The following is a 17,210-nucleotide window of genomic DNA, read 5'->3' as shown; positions in this document are numbered from 1 at the left end:
CTATTTTTTTCCTTTAGATACAAATCGATTGATGTCAATTACAGTGTCTAAAGGAATTTTATTTTCAATAGTGTCAAATAAAGCTTTTGCCATTGCAGGACCTAACATAACTCCTCGTGTGCCCAAACCATTCAAAATATGTACTGAATTATAATTTTGATGTGTTCCTACGAGTGGTCTTCTATCTTTTACCGTGGGGCGAACTCCGGCAAAATGAGCCACAATTTCAAAATCACAAGTAATAATCTCTTTTATTCTTTCCACTAATTCCGTTTTTCCTTCTGGAGTAGGTAAATCTGTTTTATCTTTCCAATTGTAAGTGGCTCCTACCTTGAACAAATCATTTCCAAGAGGCAAAATAAAGACACTTGTATTGACGATCACATCTAAACGCAAATTAGGTGCTCTAATGACAAAAAGCTCCCCTTTTGTACCGTCTAATGGCAAATGATTAAAATAAGGATTTCCATGCATTCCAAAGCCTTCGGCAAAAACAATATGTTTCGCTTGAATGTCTTTGTACCGAATACCATTTGAGTCAACCTGAAGCGCCTCATAATCAAAAGACTCCTCCTGAAACATCTTATTATGGATAAGATAGTCTCTGTATTTACGCAACAACAATGCGGTATCAACATAACCCGTCTGCAAAACTTCTCCGTATCCAAAGGGAGAATCAATTCCAGAAAATTTCTCAAAAATCAATTTTGTGGATAAAAATGGCGCTAACTTTATTTTATCCGAAGCTATAAACCAATTATTCTGTTCTTCGACGGAGAAAAATTTTCTCAAAATAGGTCTCTTAAAATCTACGGTACATTCTAATTTTTTTTCCAACAGCGCATAAAATTCATTCATCAAGACTAATTGCTCTTGTGCCTGCCAAACCTCACTGAATCGTTTTAAAATAACAGGGTTATACAACCCCCCGGCGATTCTTGAAGAATTTTGAGAATTATTATCCAGTACTAAAATACTTTTATCATTTCGCAGCGCAACCTCTGCAAATGAAATACCCGCTAAACCTGAACCAATTATTAAATAATCAATCATTTGAAGAAATATAATTTAAACTAAAGACAAAGTAAATACATTAAAACGCAAAACTCTTACCATCACAGTAAGAGTTTTGCGTTTATAGTAAAAAAAACTGAAATTAATAATTCCACATATCAGATTCGAAATTGCGAATTTTCTCTTTCACTCGATCGGATTCTAACAACTGATTCTGGGCATTATCTTTCATATACTCTTCAATGGATCTGTCTCCATAAACATTTTCTTCTTTGTAAATAAAACTATTAAAACGTCTTGAATTTAAGATTTGATCAAATGAAATCGGCATCGCTGAGTTTTTATCATTGAATGCTTTAGCATCATGCAACACATCTCTTGCTGCTGGAAAAAACACCCAAAACAACTCAATATAATCTTTTTGATCACTATTCATCGTATAAACATCCGGAGTCACTGGACAAATACCCAATAAACGATACTTTAATTCACTCTGCCTTTTATCAAAATACCAATACCCCTTAATTTTATACTGTGTTACGTCCTGAGCAGAAAGATCCTGTCTCAGAATATACTCTTCTGATATTTGATTCCCTGCATTTATTTGTTCTCTACCGGCGTCTGTAGTATCTATTCGAGTTAATGAAGCTTGGATGTCTTTAAATGATTTTTTAGTGTTAAAATAACTATCTGTATACACTTCTGTTAATTCACCACTTTTTATGGCTTTAGTCAGCACATCGTATAACGAACGTCTATCCGAACCAATATTTGCAGTATCTACAGGAAAATACAATGAAAAATTAATCTTTTCGTTTAAATCGATTATTTCCCAGGTTGTTTTTCCCATTAAAACATCTCTATCATGCACATATCCATAGGACAAAGGCCTATCGTTATCTGAAATTAATTGTGCATCAGATTTTAGACCTATTTCGTCAGGAGTTTTTGCATTAAGCAAATTAGATTGTGCAACCGAAGCAAGACTTCCTGTGGAACAGACTATAGCGATTAAAAAATTTCTTACATTCATCATAGTATCATTATAAGATATTGAAGTAGGTTTATATAAAAACGTACTAATTATTGTATTTCAAAAATTACTGGAGCTGTTCTTGGCAATAAGTAGCTTCCTGCACCAACAAGTTTGGTTTTAATCTCAGAAATGGTCACTTGATCACCTCTTCCTGCTTTTGATAATACGGCCTTACATTGTGCATTTAATCTGTTTCCTGATACAACTACTGTCGGCTGTCCGGTAACTTTTAAATTAAAACCAACTACATTTAAACCAACTTCAAAATCAAAATCAACTAATTTAGCTCCGATTGTAGCTATCTCTAAGTTTGATTTAGGACCTTTGACCACTCCCATTTCTCCCCTAATAGTTCCAGCTGGCCCCGGAATACCTTTGATTCTGAAAACTTTTTTATCAGTAGCCACTTTTCCGTCAGACATTTTTCCTGATACGCTGACTATAACTTCATTACCACCACCAGGATTCATAACGTATTTACCGTTGCCTACCTTTGATAAACCTGGAGCAGAAGCATTAACAGCATTATCCGGAATACCTGCAAAGGAAATAGTCATAGGATTGGATACGCCTCTATAAACGACATTCATCTTATCTGCTGAAATTGTTGCAGAATTAGGTCTTGGCACAACAACATATTTTCCAGCGAATGTTAAAGGGATTGTTTTACCATCCTCTACAAACGTAAATTGTCCTGCAATATTTTGTTCACCTACACCACCAGCTGTTAAAGCAATCTTAGCTTGTCCCGTAGCCGGATCTAATCTAGCACCAGTAACACTTGTTGGTTTGGTATTCTCGTCATAACGTCCCAAAACTACTTTACCTGTAACCTGTTCGCCCTGGAAATAAGCATTTTTATCCAATACTACAATAGCTTGATAATTACTGTAAGATGCCGCTGCAACCGCCGCTTTACCTAATGCCGTACTGTACACATCTGATTCTGCTTTTTTAACATCATTCTGCCAAGCAGATAGTTTAGCTAAAGAAGCAACTGCTGGAAAGCCTTTAAAATGATAATCTAAATAAGGTATCGCTATACCGTCTTTATTCTTAACATCTGCCAAACTAAACTTAGCTTGAACTTCAGATAAAATTGGCGCTAATTTTTTATTATCACCCAAAGCCAACTTCATGTCCGATTTATACTTTTCAACTGTTGAAATAACTTCTTTTCCTTTAGCGGAGTAACCTGCGGGACTGAACCATAAATTATCAATATTATCTCCTTTGTCCATAGCCTCATACGGTAGTTTACCCGTCTCCGGATCCACTTCGGTTCCTACTAAAACTTCCGCTTTTATTTGTCCAATATAATCGTAAAAATTTTTTGTTATCACTTCTACTTTATGAGCTGTTATGGCCGCTGCAGCAAATTCGCCTCCTGCTTCCGCTGCTTTCGCATCTAATCCAGCTAACATTTGAGCGTTTGATTGTTGAGCTGAAGCGTTTGACCCTTCAAATTTTTCATTCATTAATCCAAAAGCAGACAACACTTCTTTGGACATATTTAATGCTAACATTGCGATGAAAACCAAATACATTAGGTTAATCATCTTCTGTCTAGGGGTTAGTTTTCCTCCTGCCATATTTTCTAAATAATTAGTTTAATATTTTTTTATAGTTTGAAACTAATTATCCTTTATTATTCATTGCAGAAAGCATTCCACCATATACATTATTCAAAGAGGATAGGTTTGAAGTCAATGACTGCATTTGATCTTTTAATTTTAGGTTGTTTTCAGCAACTTCTTCATTAATTTGTACATTTCTGGAGGCGCTTTGTAATTGTATTTTATACAGACTGTTCAATGACTCCATTTGGGCTGCAGCCAAAGTCAACTCCTCGCTGTATTTTTTAGTAGATGTAATAGAATCTATTGTTGGGGCAATTCCCTTTGCTGCTGATTCGAAATTTTTGATGCTATTACCTAAACTAGCCATTAATTCCCCATCAATTTTGGCATCTTTTAACATCATATCTAATTTTTGAGACAACAATCCTTGTGCATCAGATGGTGTTTCTACTTTTTTAGTTGCTGGTTTAGCCTGACCGTTAGCTAATTCCGGATATACTAAAGTCCAATCCAAATCATTATCAACCGGTTCAAAGGCAGAAAGCGCAAAAATGGCTGCTTCTACAACAAGACCTATAGTTAGCATTAAATTTCCTGTAATAAAACCAAATTCAATATGGGTGATTTTGAATAGTGCGCCTATGATTACAACAGCAGCTCCCATGCCGTATGCGAAATTCATTGCTTTCTTACTTAATAATGCCATAATAGTGTTTTTAAAAAATGAATAGATTTGGTTTGTTTTAATTATCTCTTTTTTCCGATTCCGGTAGTTTGAACTCCCATGTAATCCTGAACGGTTCTAAAACCTATATAACTCCTGGCTGAATCAGCATATTCATAATCTCTTGTACCTACCTGTAGGAAATAAGCAACATCTTTCCATGAACCACCGCGCAGTACTTTGCGTTTATTTGAAGTATCCTGAACATTTGGATTCATTGACGATACATACTCATACGCATTTGGATCATATGAAGAATCGGTCCATTCCGAAACATTTCCTGCCATATTATACAAATTATAACCATTTGGTTCATACGATTTTGCTTCAACAGTATACAAGGCTTCATCTGCTGCATAATCGCCCCTGTTGGGCTTGAAATTTGCCAAGAAACAACCTCTGTCGTTTTTAGTATATGGCCCTCCCCAAGGATAAGTAGCAGATTCTAAACCTCCTCTGGCTGAATATTCCCATTCTGCTTCGGTTGGCAATCGAAAAGAATTGATTAAGTCTTGTCCTTTCTTTTTTGATTTGATATGGCTGTTTTTATATAATGTTCTCCAGGCGCAAAATGCTTTCGCTTGAGTCCACTTGACCCCTACCACAGGATAATCTCCGTAGGCTTTGTGCCAAAAATAATCATTATGCATTGGCTCATTGTAGGAATAGGCAAAATCTTTAATCCAAACGCTAGTATCGGGATATACATTTATTTCTTCGGTTTTGATATAGTCTTTTCGTCTTCCGTCTTTTGCTTTGGCAGCAGCCTGAATATCCATCCAAGAATAACGGAATTTCAATTTATTAACATCAATAGTGCGAAGACCATTGTATGATTCTTCTATTGGCAAATACATAGAATCCATTACTTCAGTATAATATTCATCCGGATATAGTTTCGTATCCATTATTAATTTTACTTTTTTATTCAGCTTTCTACCGGCATAAGGATCGTCAGCGGTTCCTACACTATAATAATTATCATACATGTATTTGTCATAGGCTGTCATTTTCTCTGGATCCGAATCATTAAAAGCAAAGTCACCTATACTTCCTGAATTTTTACCCTTAGCAGCTGTTGGATCAGCTGTTTGTCCGCTCATGTCTGCCATAATTGCTAATCTCACCCTCATTGTAGAGTCTTTTACCCACTCTACAAACTGACGGTATTCACTATTGGTAATTTCCGTTTCATCCATATAAAAGGAGCGAACCGTAACTGTTTTTGTTGGAGCGTCCTCTACATTGGCTAAATCAGCATCTGACTTACCCATTATAAAAGCGCCACCTGGGATTAATGCCATTCCAAGAGGTTTTTCCGGATGCCATTTCCCTCCATTAATACCAACTAGTTCTCCTCTGTCGCTTGATTTACCACAGCCAATTAAAAGGGTCAAAATTGACGTAAATGCAATGAACTTCTTCATATAAATTTGGTTATATATTCATTATTTTTAAGGGTGTAAACCTATTTATTATTTTTTAAAAAAACAATTTTTTTAAACTAAACAAACTCTATTTTATAAAAAAAGAATAAATAAGCATAAAATTATCCTAAATGATGTTTTTCCTCTGCGCTTTCCACCATCTTTCGGGCAATTCCTGATTACAAGCCATTAAATATTCTTCATAAGAACATGGTAATAACGTGTTTCTTTTTAATTTATTATTAACATTTGAAATAAATGGAATTTCGATCCACCATCGGTCTGTTTTATCACTTTTATAAAAAACAAGATCCTCTTCTTCCATGGGAACTATATATTTCAAGTAGTTTTCTTTACTTCCAAAAGGATACTCATGCGAGCGATAATGAAAGCCTTCTATGAAATACCAAATTATTTGTGCTATGATCACTGATTCTTGTGCGGAATTATTGTGATTAAAGATCCCCAATGCGGAAACTTTATCACTTATTCCTGCATATCGTGACAGCGCACATATTTCTTTCCCGTTAAAACCATTGGGTGCAAATGAACTAAAATTGCCGGAATCAGATGATTTTACAGCATTTAAATCAATACTGACCACATCTGCATCTCTGAAAACAGGTTCAGATATAGCTATATTATTCGAAACCTCCCCTAATCGATAGGCATCAAAAAACAATTTCTCTATCAAATCTATTTCTTCTTGCGAATTAAAATACGTTTGATAGCCTATGTTACAATAATTAAAGAGATTGTTCGGCTCGTCTATAATTATTTTTGTCAAATAAGAAGTGGCCGAGGCCTGTTCATTCTCTTTTCCAAAATCAAACTTATTATCGATAGCAACTAAATTCACCATCTGTTCTAAATCATCATACGCTCTGTACAAAGCATAGGTCAGATCCTGAGAACCCCCAATAACAATAGGAATAATCTTCTTTTTTATTAAACTTGCTGTTACTTTTTTTAAGGCAAAGTAGGTATCTTCCGTAGAGTTTCCAGCAAGAATGTCACCTAAATCAGCAATAGATGCATCCCAGTTTCCAGGAAATAATCCATATAATTCTTTCCTAACCGAGAGTAAATCAACAGTGGACACCGCATTGGCATTGCCTCGGTTTTCTAAAACACCTAGTACGGCAATTTTAATCTTGTTTAAATCAGGGAATTGTTCCTGGGTATGCAACACAATTTTACCGCCCAGTTGCTGTGAAGTCAATCCATTTATATATTCCAGGATTTCATCATCAACGGGCTTTAGAAAATCAAATTCCATTTTTATATTTTTTTCCCTTAATCACAACTCTTAACAAAGAGCGATGAAACCGGAATTAGTGACTAATTACTTTTTTGCGACAGGTTTCTTAACGGCTGTTTTTTTGACAGCTGCTTTCTTTGCTGGTGCTTTTTTGGCGGCTACTTTTTTAGCAGGCGTTTTTTTGGCAATCATTTCTTGGACTTCCGCCAATGTTAATTTGGCAGCATCTACGTCTTTACTCAATTCAATTTTGAGTTTTCCTTTGGTGATTACAGAGCGACCCCAGCGGGCTTTCTCGACCAGAATACCTTCATCCTCCCAATTATGCAATACTTTATCGATATTTTTTTGCAATTTATCTTCAATCAATGCTTCTATATCAGCTTGAGACAAATCATCAAAATTATATTTCTTACTTACATTAATAAACAAGCCATCCCATTTGATAAAAGGACCAAAACGACCAACGCCTTTTTGAACACCTTCGCCTTTATAAACGGCAATTGGAGCATCGGCAATAGCCTTTTCGTCGATTAATTCCTGAGCCCTTTCAAAATCAACATCCAGTGGATTTTCTCCTTTTGGCAAAGAAACAAAAGCCGCACCATGACGAATATAAGGGCCGTAACGACCATTACTTACCTCAACTTCTTCGCCTTTATATTCTCCAAGATTTTTTGGCAATAAAAATAGATTCAGCGTTTCCTCTAAAGTGATGTTCCCAATATTTTGATCATTCATCAAACTCGCGAACTTTTTTTCTTCATCATCAGCGGCACCAATTTGAGCCATTGGTCCAAATTTTCCTAAACGAACCGAAACCGGCTTTCCTGTTTTTGGATCGGTTCCAAGAATTCTCTCCCCGCTTTCACGATCTGCATTGGCCTCTACATCTTTCACTATAGGGTGAAATTTATCGTAGAACTCCTGCATCATTTTAGTCCACTCAATATTTCCTTCCGCTATTTCATCAAAATCCTCTTCGACTTTTGCAGTGAAATTATAATCCAAAATATTTCCGAAATTCTTTACCAAGAAATCCGTAACAATTGTTCCAATATCTGTAGGAACTAATTTTCCTTTATCAGATCCGGTGTTTTCTTTCAGCACCTTCGCTGCTACTTTTCCGGATTGCAACATCAATTGCACGTAATTTCTTTCTTGCCCGTCCAGATTTCCTTTTTCTACATAATTCCTGTTGATAATCGTAGAAATTGTTGGCGCATAGGTAGACGGACGACCAATTCCTAACTCTTCTAATTTTTTTACCAATGAAGCTTCGGTATATCTTGCAGGCGCTCTAGAATATCTTTCGGTTGCTGAGATGTAATTGTTTTGTAATTTTTCATTGACTTTCATTGCCGGCAACATGCCTTCCTGCTCTTCTTCATCGTCATCATGCCCTTCAAGGTATACTTTCAAGAAACCTTCAAAAAGCAAAACCTCTCCGGAAGCCGTGAATATTTCACCATGATTATTCGCTTCAATTTTCACGTTAGTACGTTCTAATTGTGCATCACTCATTTGCGAAGCCAAGGTTCTTTTCCAGATCAAGTCATACAAACGCGCTTGATCTTTGTCTATATTTACCGTATGACGGGACATATCCGTAGGACGAATTGCCTCGTGTGCTTCCTGTGCTCCCTTACTTTTATTGACAAAAGTTCGAGGTTTAGAGAACTCTTTTCCGTAGGATTTAATAATTTCAGCCTGAGCCGCTTCCATCGCATCTTTAGATAAATTCACACTATCCGTTCTCATATACGTGATCAGTCCGGCTTCATACAGGCGTTGTGCCAGTTGCATGGTAATTCCTACCGGCAAATACAATTTACGAGCGGCTTCTTGTTGCAATGTTGATGTGGTAAATGGAGCTGTTGGTGTTTTTTTGGTAGGTTTAGTCTCCAAATCGGCTACCTTATATGTAGAACCTATATTTCTATTTAAAAAATCTTCGGCTTCTTTTTTAGTATTGAAATTTTTAGGCAGTTTGGCTTTGAATATTTTACCGGTTTCATTAGTAAATTCTGCCACAACAGAATACGTAGCTACAGCATTAAAGTTTTGAATTTCCCGTTCCCGTTCCACTATCAAACGAACTGATACTGATTGCACACGGCCTGCCGAAAGCCCTCCCTTTATTTTTCTCCAAAGTACAGGAGATAATTCATAACCTACCAATCGATCTAATACACGACGCGCTTGCTGCGCATTGACTAAGTTATAATCAATTTCTCGTGGATTATCAATGGCTTTTAGAATTGCAGTTTTAGTGATTTCATGAAAAACAATCCGCTTGGTTTTGGTCGCGTCTAATTTTAATTCTTCGGCTAAATGCCAAGAAATAGCTTCTCCCTCGCGATCCTCATCACTTGCTAACCATACCATTTCAGCTTTTTTAGCAAGTCCTTTTAATTTAGTAACCAATGCTTTTTTATCAGCAGAAACTTCGTATTTGGGTTTGAAGCCATTTTCTACATCAACACCAATTTCCTTAGACGGCAAGTCAGCAATGTGCCCATAACTTGACTCGACCTGAAAATCTGCTCCTAGAAATTTTTCGATTGTTTTTGCCTTTGCAGGTGATTCCACTATAACTAAATTCTTTGCCATATTCCGATTGTTTATGTCGGCAAAAGTAGAAGATTTTTTTAAATTTTAAGTTTTTTAAATTTTAAAAGTCAATTTAATCATTCAGTTGCAAGTTTTGAATGATTTGAATCCTATACTTTAAAAAAAATAAATCACTGCGGTTTTATTAAAAATACTGCCTTTTTATGATCTATTTCCTAAAATCCAACTGCAATTAAGTATGTGAAAAGTTTAAAAGTCGTCAAGTCAAAATAAAAAACATAGCCAATAGTATCTTAAAATCAACTTGTTCCATCATTTTCTCTAATTTTAAAACACCCCATTATACAATGATTGTTACTTAAAACTTAAAAGAAGCCCTTTTACACAACAACGACATTCAACCCCATTTCTTCCAGTTTCGTTTTAGTTTCGATATCGATACCTTCATCGGTAATTAAAACATCAATTTTTTCTACATTGCAGATTTTACCAAAACCCCTGACATTCATTTTAGTTGAATCGGCCAAAACAATTACTTTTTCGGCTACATCAATCATCGCTTGATTCAAATGAGCTTCCATAGCATTTGAAGTACTTAAACCAAACTCTAAATGAAGCCCATCAGTTCCAATAAATAATTTATTACAGGAAAACTGGCTCAAAATTCCTTCAGCAATAGCACCCACAACTGAAGTTGATGCTTTTCTAATATCACCACCCAGTTGAATGGTATCAATTTCCGAATGTTTGCAGAGCTCTAAAGAAACTTTAAGCGAAGGAGTCAGTACAGTTAATTTTTGAAAGCCCCCCATCACTTTAGATAAATTATGAATCGTAGTCCCGGAGCCCATAATGATGTAATCATTGTCATTAATGTAACTCAAAGCCGCTCTTGCGATAAGCTTCTTTTGCTCTACCTGAAGCAATTCTTTATCACTTACATTTCTTTCAAACGCATAAATGGGCTGTTTACTAGCGCCTCCATGGGTACGATGCAACAGATTCTTGCTTTCTAAAAAACTCAAATCCTTCCGTATGGTTACGGACGAAACCTTGTGTGTTTCGCACAGCTCCACCACATGAACATACCCTTTTTGATTTAATTCCTCTATTATTAGTTCCTGTCTGATATTAATTATAGTCATACTACTGTTTAAATATTGAAATAAAGATAGGTATTCTTTTAGAAATAAAAAATAAAACAGGTTATTTTGAATAGTTTCATTTTGTTTCGATTTATTTCGTTATGTTTGTAAAACGAAATATTGTGTTACGGTATAAAAACAATAAAATGAAAAGATCAGAACAATTAATTCAACTTACACAAACCAAAAATTGGGATGTAATTATCATTGGCGGTGGTGCTAACGGATTAGGAATAGCGCTAGACGCAGCTAGCAGAGGTTTCAAAACCATACTGTTGGAATCAATTGATTTTGCCAAAGGAACCTCCAGTCGAAGCACAAAGTTAGTTCATGGTGGGGTTCGGTATTTAGAACAAGGAGACATTGCTTTGGTACGCGAAGCCCTAAAAGAAAGAGGCCTAATGGCACAAAACGCTGGTCACTTGGTGAAAAACCAATCCTTTGTGATTCCAAATTATAATTGGTGGGGCGGTTATTTCTATACCGTAGGATTAACCATATACGATATGTTAGCCGGACGATTAAGCTTAGGCTCTTCTAAATATGTGTCCAGAAAAAAAACAATAGAATTGCTTCCGACCATTACACAAAAAGGATTGGTTAGCGGCGTTGTATATCAAGACGGACAGTTTGATGATTCGCGTTTGGCAATCAACATTGCGCAAACAGCCGTTGAAAAAGGAGCTACGCTTTTGAATTATTCGAAAGTGATTAATTTATTGAAAGACGATAAAAACCAAGTTACGGGAGTAGAATTTGAAGATAAAGAAACCGGCACCAAATATAAATTAAACGGAACTGCCGTTATTAACGCTACCGGGGTTTTTACCAACTCAATCATGAAAATGAATGATTTGGAATACAAGAAATATATTGTTCCAAGCCAAGGGATTCACTTGGTTTTTGACAAATCGTTCTTACCAAGCGAACATGCTTTAATGATTCCAAAAACAAGTGACGGACGCGTTTTATTCGCAGTGCCGTGGCATGATAAAATTGTGGTAGGAACCACCGATACTTTGGTTAAAAAATCGAGTCTGGAGCCAATTGCCTTGGAACAAGAAATTGATTTCGTTTTAGAAACTGCTCAAAGATTTCTAGAGAAAAAACCAACAAGAGGCGATGTTTTATCAGTATTTGCAGGCTTAAGACCTTTGGCAGCGCCAGAAAAAAAAGGACAAAGTACCAAAGAAGTTTCCAGAAGTCATAAAATAATTGTTTCGGATACCGGATTAATCACCATCACCGGAGGAAAATGGACTACGTACCGAAAAATCGCTGAAGACGTTATTGGCAAAGCCATCAAAGTCCATAATTTACCTAAAAAAGGATGTAAAACGGAACACATCGCTATCCACGGCAATAAAATAACTTCCGTAACAGACCGAGAGAATCATTTATACATTTATGGAACTGACATTCCTAAAATACTGAAATTACAGGAAGACGAGCCTTTATTAAAAGAGAAACTACATCCTGATTATGATTATACCATGGCAGAAGTGGCTTGGGCTATTCGTTTCGAAATGGCCAGAACCATTGAAGATGTATTGGCCAGACGCGTGCGACTTTTGTTTTTAGACGCCAGAGCAGCGATTGATTCTTCTGAAAAAGTTGCTCAATTATTAGCCAAAGAATTAGGCCGTGACACCCCTTGGGCCGAAGCTCAAACAGCTGAATTTAGAACTCTGGCCAACGGTTTCCTTTTAACAGAATTTCAAGTAAAATAATATACAACTCTATTAACATAAAAACACCCAAAATGAAAAACAAACTAATTCTTGCCCTTGACCAAGGAACTACCTCCTCCAGGGCAATTGTCTTCAACCACGATGGAGAAATTGTCAACGTGTCTCAAAAATCTTTTGAACAAATTTTCCCAAAACCAGGATGGGTAGAACACGATCCAAACGAAATCTGGTCCTCACAAATGAGCGTAACCGCTGAAGTTATTGCAAAAGTAGGAATCTCAGGAAAAGAAATCGCCGCCATTGGCATCACCAATCAAAGAGAAACCACAATTGTTTGGGATAGAGAAACCAGTATTCCAATTTATAATGCCATTGTTTGGCAAGACCGGAGAACTGCAAAATATTGTGACGCATTGAAAGCTCAAGGGCACGGAGATATGATCAAAGAAAAAACAGGACTGGTTTTAGACGCTTATTTTTCTGCCACAAAATTAAAATGGATTTTAGATAATGTGGAAGGGGCTCGTGAAAAAGCAGAACAAGGAAAATTGTGTTTTGGAACTGTCGACACTTGGCTTATTTGGAAATTGACCCGAGGTAAAATGTTCATGACTGATGTTTCTAATGCTAGTCGTACGATGATGTTAAACATTCATACTTTAGAATGGGACCAGGAATTATTAAATTTATTCGATATCCCGCAATCGATATTGCCAGAAATAAAACAAAGTAGTGAGGTCTATGGAGTAACCTCAACCACGCTGTTTTCTACAAAAATCCCTATAGCAGGCGTTGCAGGAGACCAACAAGCAGCTCTTTTTGGACAGTTGTGTATCAATCCCGGAATGGTAAAAAACACGTACGGAACCGGTTGTTTTATGCTAATGAATACTGGCGAAAAGCCCGTTTATTCTAAAAATAATTTATTAACAACCATAGCCTGGAAAATTAACGGAAAAACAACTTATGCATTGGAAGGCAGTGTTTTTGTGGGTGGTGCAGCCGTACAATGGCTAAGAGATGGTGCTAAAATGATTGATGCTGCCCATGAAATTGAAGAACTAGCAGCCAGCGTTCCGGACAACGGAGGTGTGTATTTTGTTCCCGCATTAACAGGTCTAGGAGCTCCTTACTGGGACCAATACGCTCGAGGAGCCATAGTTGGGATAACCAGAGGAACCACAAACGCGCACATTGCGAGAGCAACTCTTGAAGGAATAGCGTATCAAGTCTATGATTTAGCAAAAGCCATGGAGGCCGATTTTGAAAAAAAAGGAACAGAACTACGAGTGGATGGCGGAGCAGTTGCAAATAATTTATTGATGCAATTTCAATCGGATCTTTTTAATTTCAAAGTGATTCGCTCAAAGACATTAGAAACAACAGCCCTAGGAGCAGCTTATTTAGCCGGTTTAGCTATTGGATATTGGGACAGCGTAGATGAATTACAAAAACAATGGACAATAGACCGTGAATTTTCACCCGAAATGCCCAGAGACACTGTCACTGAATTGGTAAAAAACTGGGATAAAGCGGTAGGCCGAGCTGGAAACTGGATAGAAAATTAATCACTAAAACCATACATTATGACTCCATTTATTGCAGAAATTCTCGGTACCATGCTAATGATTTTATTAGGTAATGGCGTAGTTGCCAATGTAGTTCTTAAAGGAACCAAAGGAAATAATTCCGGATGGATTGTCATCAGTACAGCATGGGGTTTTGCCGTTTTTGTAGGCGTTGCTGTTGCCGGTCCGATTAGCGGTGCGCATTTAAATCCTATTGTCACCTTAGGCTTGGCACTCATAGGAAAATTTGCCTGGTCACAGGTTGCTTCCTACATCTTGGCTCAATTCATTGGAGCTATGCTAGGAGCCTTTTTAGTTTGGCTTTCCCATAAAGATCATTTTGCAGCCACAGAAGATGAAGGCGGAAAACTTGCTTGTTTTTGCACAGGACCCGCGATTCGGAATTACTCCTCCAATTTAATGAGTGAAATCATCGCCACTTTTGTATTAATTTTCGTGATATTCTATATTGCCGGTCCAGAACTGATCATGAGTTCTGATACTGGCGCTGCAATTGGACTTGGAACTGTTGGCGCTTTACCGGTCGCTATTTTAGTTTGGGCTATAGGATTATCCTTGGGAGGAACCACAGGGTATGCTATAAATCCTGCAAGAGATTTGGGACCTCGAATCATACACGCTATTTTACCCATAAAAGGCAGCAGCGATTGGAGATATGCCTGGGTTCCTATCGTTGGCCCTATAATAGGTTCCTGTTTGGCCGCAACCTTATATATGTTACTTCTCTAACCTTCTTTTTTAAAAGTAAAATCATGCGAAAATTATTTTTTACCACTATAATCTCTATTATAGGGCTAGCTGGATATGCCCAAGAAACTCCTGTTGCCGATACCATTCCAGCAGCTGTAGCAAACACAAAAACGAACCGACTAGATTTTGATGTAGAATTAAAAACGAGCCACCTCTGGAGAGGACTGGTTATCAACGGAAGCATGACTGCCATGGGAAACATTCATTATGCTTTGGACAAAAAACGAAATCTAACCGTGGGTCTTTGGGGCGGGAATGGGTTTGATGGCGAGTACAAAGAAATTGATTATTACATTCAATACAAAAAAAATGGTTTTTCAATCGCCTTATGGGACCTATTCAATACTACAAATATTGAAAACCCTGCCGTTTTTAATTACGATCGAAAAACAACCACGCACATTCTTGACTTAAGAACATCCTATCAATTTCCTGACCGATTTCCTTTGCGGATAGAAGCTGATTTTCTGCTTTACGGTAATGATCGTGAATTAATGAATAACCTCGATTATAAAAACAGATATTCCACCTATGTTGAATTAGGATATCCGTTATTGAAAAATCAAAAAATCACTTTAGAGGCCTATTTAGGAGCCGGATTTGCCTTAAACGGAGAATCCCATTTATATACAAATGATCCCAACAGTAATTTTGATATTGTAAATACCGGAATCAGGGCGTATAAAAACATTCACATTCTAAATTACAAACTTCCTGTTTCCGCAGTAGCCATGTGGAATCCAGCCCTTAAAATTGCCCGAATTCAATTGGGTGTGGTATTGTTCTAATTACAACAACAACACCTGGTTTGATAACGAAAACGTTCTTTTAGAAACAAAAGAACGTTTTCGTTATTCCAAAATTAAAACCCAAAATAGTGTTAATTCTTAATCTGACATCTTGTCATATTTATTTCAATTGCGTTATCTTTGCACTTTGAAAATATGCAATGGAAAAGATAATAGAAGAAAGCAAGCAGGGAGAAAGTCTTGTTTTAGAAAACAAACCCGAGAACACGAAGAAACTTTTTATTGAGAGTTACGGTTGCGCAATGAATTTTTCGGATAGTGAAATTGTAGCTTCTATATTATCCTCAAACGGATATAATACGACGCAAATTCTGGAAGAAGCCGATTTAGTTTTGGTGAATACCTGTTCTATTCGGGATAAAGCAGAGCAAACAATTCGCAAACGTCTGGAGAAATACAATGCCGTAAAACGCATTAATCCAAAGATGAAAGTGGGCGTTTTGGGCTGTATGGCAGAACGTTTGAAAAGTAAATTTCTGGAAGAAGAGAAAATTGTTGACCTCGTTGTAGGTCCTGATGCCTATAAAGATTTGCCGAACCTTTTGCAAGAAGTAGAAGAAGGACGTGATGCCATTAACGTGATCTTATCGAAGGATGAAACTTATGGCGATATTTCTCCTGTTCGATTGATGAGCAACGGAATTACGGCTTTGGTTTCAATTACTCGTGGTTGCGATAATATGTGTACGTTTTGTGTGGTACCTTTTACCAGAGGACGCGAACGCAGCCGTGAACCACAAAGTATAATGAAAGAAATTCAGGATTTGTGGGACAAAGGTTTCAAAGAAATTACACTTTTGGGACAAAATGTGGATAGTTTTCTTTGGTACGGCGGCGGATTAAAAAAAGATTTTGAGAACGCTACCAAAATGCAAAAAGCAACTGCTGTTGACTTTGACCAACTCCTTGAAATGGTAGCCGTAGGTTTTCCTAAAATGCGTATTCGATTTTCAACCTCTAATCCGCAGGATATGCATGAAAGTGTGTTGCACGTGATTGCAAAACATCCTAATATTTGCAAACACATTCACTTGCCTGTCCAATCTGGAAGCAATAGAATTCTGAAAGAAATGAACCGTTTGCACACGCGTGAAGAGTACATGACTTTGATTGACAAAATCAGGACTATTATTCCAAATGGTTCCATTTCACAGGATATGATTGCTGGTTTCCCTACAGAAACCGAACAAGACCATAAAGACACCTTGAGTTTAATGGAATATGTAAAATATAATTTTGGGTATATGTATTCGTATTCCGAACGTCCGGGAACTTTGGCTGGAAGAAAAATGGAAGATGATGTTACCGATGAAACAAAAGCAAGAAGACTGCAAGAAATTGTCGATTTACAACAAAAACATGCTTGGTTCCGCAGTGAAGAATTCATTGGACAAACCGTAGAAGTTTTAGTAGAAAAAGTTTCGAAAAAATCGACTGAGGAGTTTTCCGGCAGAAATTCACAAAGTATTACCGTAGTTTTTCCGAAAGAAGATTATAAAATAGGAGATTTTGTTTTGGTTAAAGTTGAAAGTTGTACAAGCGGCACTTTGAAAGGGAAAGCAGTTGGTTTGAGTGAAATGAATTAATAAAATTAGTGGCTAATTTTTAAT

13 protein-coding genes are annotated in these 17,210 nt (G+C 36.9%); 5 read left to right on the top strand and 8 right to left on the bottom strand.

Annotated elements, in window-relative coordinates:
* The 8 genes from EKL96_RS10555 to EKL96_RS10520 form a co-directional block, all read right to left on the bottom strand.
* Entirely contained in the window at positions 1-1,053 is a 1,053-nt protein-coding gene (locus EKL96_RS10555) for an NAD(P)/FAD-dependent oxidoreductase (protein WP_126461933.1), read from the bottom strand.
* 103 nt (positions 1,054-1,156) lie between these two features.
* Positions 1,157-2,047, bottom strand: a complete 891-nt coding sequence (gene gldN, locus EKL96_RS10550) for a gliding motility protein GldN (protein ID WP_126462161.1) — start codon at positions 2,045-2,047, stop codon at positions 1,157-1,159.
* A 50-nt stretch (positions 2,048-2,097) separates the two neighbouring features.
* Positions 2,098-3,642, bottom strand: a complete 1,545-nt coding sequence (gene gldM, locus EKL96_RS10545) for a gliding motility protein GldM (RefSeq protein WP_126461930.1) — start codon at positions 3,640-3,642, stop codon at positions 2,098-2,100.
* Between the two features lie 46 nt (positions 3,643-3,688).
* Positions 3,689-4,336, bottom strand: coding sequence for a gliding motility protein GldL (gldL, locus tag EKL96_RS10540; RefSeq protein WP_126461927.1), 648 nt, complete (start codon positions 4,334-4,336; stop codon positions 3,689-3,691).
* Positions 4,337-4,377: 41 nt separating this feature from the next.
* A complete protein-coding gene (gldK, locus tag EKL96_RS10535) occupies positions 4,378-5,781 on the bottom strand; it encodes a gliding motility lipoprotein GldK (RefSeq protein ID WP_126461924.1) in 1,404 nt (467 codons plus the stop codon).
* Positions 5,782-5,908: 127 nt separating this feature from the next.
* The gene (locus tag EKL96_RS10530) at positions 5,909-7,060 is read right to left on the bottom strand and encodes a formimidoylglutamase (RefSeq protein ID WP_126461921.1); all 1,152 of its coding nucleotides are present in this window, start codon (positions 7,058-7,060) and stop codon (positions 5,909-5,911) included.
* Positions 7,061-7,126: 66 nt separating this feature from the next.
* A complete protein-coding gene (gene topA, locus EKL96_RS10525; protein ID WP_126461918.1) occupies positions 7,127-9,655 on the bottom strand; it encodes a type I DNA topoisomerase in 2,529 nt (842 codons plus the stop codon).
* 341 nt (positions 9,656-9,996) lie between these two features.
* The gene (locus EKL96_RS10520) at positions 9,997-10,761 is read right to left on the bottom strand and encodes a DeoR/GlpR family DNA-binding transcription regulator (protein ID WP_126461915.1); all 765 of its coding nucleotides are present in this window, start codon (positions 10,759-10,761) and stop codon (positions 9,997-9,999) included.
* Positions 10,762-10,907: 146 nt separating this feature from the next.
* Between EKL96_RS10520 and EKL96_RS10515 the strand changes: the two genes are divergently transcribed.
* The 5 genes from EKL96_RS10515 (at position 10,908) to miaB (ending at position 17,186) form a co-directional block, all read left to right on the top strand.
* Positions 10,908-12,491, top strand: a complete 1,584-nt coding sequence (locus tag EKL96_RS10515) for a glycerol-3-phosphate dehydrogenase/oxidase (RefSeq protein WP_126461912.1) — start codon at positions 10,908-10,910, stop codon at positions 12,489-12,491.
* A gap of 32 nt (positions 12,492-12,523) precedes the next feature.
* On the top strand, positions 12,524-14,020 hold the full coding sequence (glpK, locus tag EKL96_RS10510; protein ID WP_126461909.1) for a glycerol kinase GlpK: 1,497 nt from the start codon (positions 12,524-12,526) through the stop codon (positions 14,018-14,020).
* Positions 14,021-14,038: 18 nt separating this feature from the next.
* A complete protein-coding gene (locus EKL96_RS10505) occupies positions 14,039-14,770 on the top strand; it encodes an MIP/aquaporin family protein (RefSeq protein WP_126461906.1) in 732 nt (243 codons plus the stop codon).
* A 23-nt stretch (positions 14,771-14,793) separates the two neighbouring features.
* Positions 14,794-15,579 (top strand): hypothetical protein, encoded by a 786-nt coding sequence (locus EKL96_RS10500; protein ID WP_126461903.1) that lies wholly within the window; start codon positions 14,794-14,796, stop codon positions 15,577-15,579.
* A 161-nt stretch (positions 15,580-15,740) separates the two neighbouring features.
* Positions 15,741-17,186 (top strand): tRNA (N6-isopentenyl adenosine(37)-C2)-methylthiotransferase MiaB, encoded by a 1,446-nt coding sequence (gene miaB, locus EKL96_RS10495; RefSeq protein WP_126461900.1) that lies wholly within the window; start codon positions 15,741-15,743, stop codon positions 17,184-17,186.
* Positions 17,187-17,210: the final 24 nt, after the last annotated feature.

Origin of the sequence: Flavobacterium sp. LS1R10, assembly GCF_003968825.1 — a bacterium.
In the GTDB taxonomy this organism is placed as follows: domain Bacteria; phylum Bacteroidota; class Bacteroidia; order Flavobacteriales; family Flavobacteriaceae; genus Flavobacterium.
Note: the sequence above shows the minus strand (reverse complement) of the source record. Positions and strands in the feature narration are given on the sequence as shown.

Coding starts and splice junctions, on each gene's coding strand:
- EKL96_RS10555 (WP_126461933.1), bottom strand. CDS start 1,053: ATGATTGATTATTTAATAATTGGTTCAGGTTTAGCGGGTATTTCATTT.
- gldN (WP_126462161.1), bottom strand. CDS start 2,047: ATGAATGTAAGAAATTTTTTAATCGCTATAGTCTGTTCCACAGGAAGT.
- gldM (WP_126461930.1), bottom strand. CDS start 3,642: ATGGCAGGAGGAAAACTAACCCCTAGACAGAAGATGATTAACCTAATG.
- gldL (WP_126461927.1), bottom strand. CDS start 4,336: ATGGCATTATTAAGTAAGAAAGCAATGAATTTCGCATACGGCATGGGA.
- gldK (WP_126461924.1), bottom strand. CDS start 5,781: ATGAAGAAGTTCATTGCATTTACGTCAATTTTGACCCTTTTAATTGGC.
- EKL96_RS10530 (WP_126461921.1), bottom strand. CDS start 7,060: ATGGAATTTGATTTTCTAAAGCCCGTTGATGATGAAATCCTGGAATAT.
- topA (WP_126461918.1), bottom strand. CDS start 9,655: ATGGCAAAGAATTTAGTTATAGTGGAATCACCTGCAAAGGCAAAAACA.
- EKL96_RS10520 (WP_126461915.1), bottom strand. CDS start 10,761: ATGACTATAATTAATATCAGACAGGAACTAATAATAGAGGAATTAAAT.
- EKL96_RS10515 (WP_126461912.1), top strand. CDS start 10,908: ATGAAAAGATCAGAACAATTAATTCAACTTACACAAACCAAAAATTGG.
- glpK (WP_126461909.1), top strand. CDS start 12,524: ATGAAAAACAAACTAATTCTTGCCCTTGACCAAGGAACTACCTCCTCC.
- EKL96_RS10505 (WP_126461906.1), top strand. CDS start 14,039: ATGACTCCATTTATTGCAGAAATTCTCGGTACCATGCTAATGATTTTA.
- EKL96_RS10500 (WP_126461903.1), top strand. CDS start 14,794: ATGCGAAAATTATTTTTTACCACTATAATCTCTATTATAGGGCTAGCT.
- miaB (WP_126461900.1), top strand. CDS start 15,741: ATGGAAAAGATAATAGAAGAAAGCAAGCAGGGAGAAAGTCTTGTTTTA.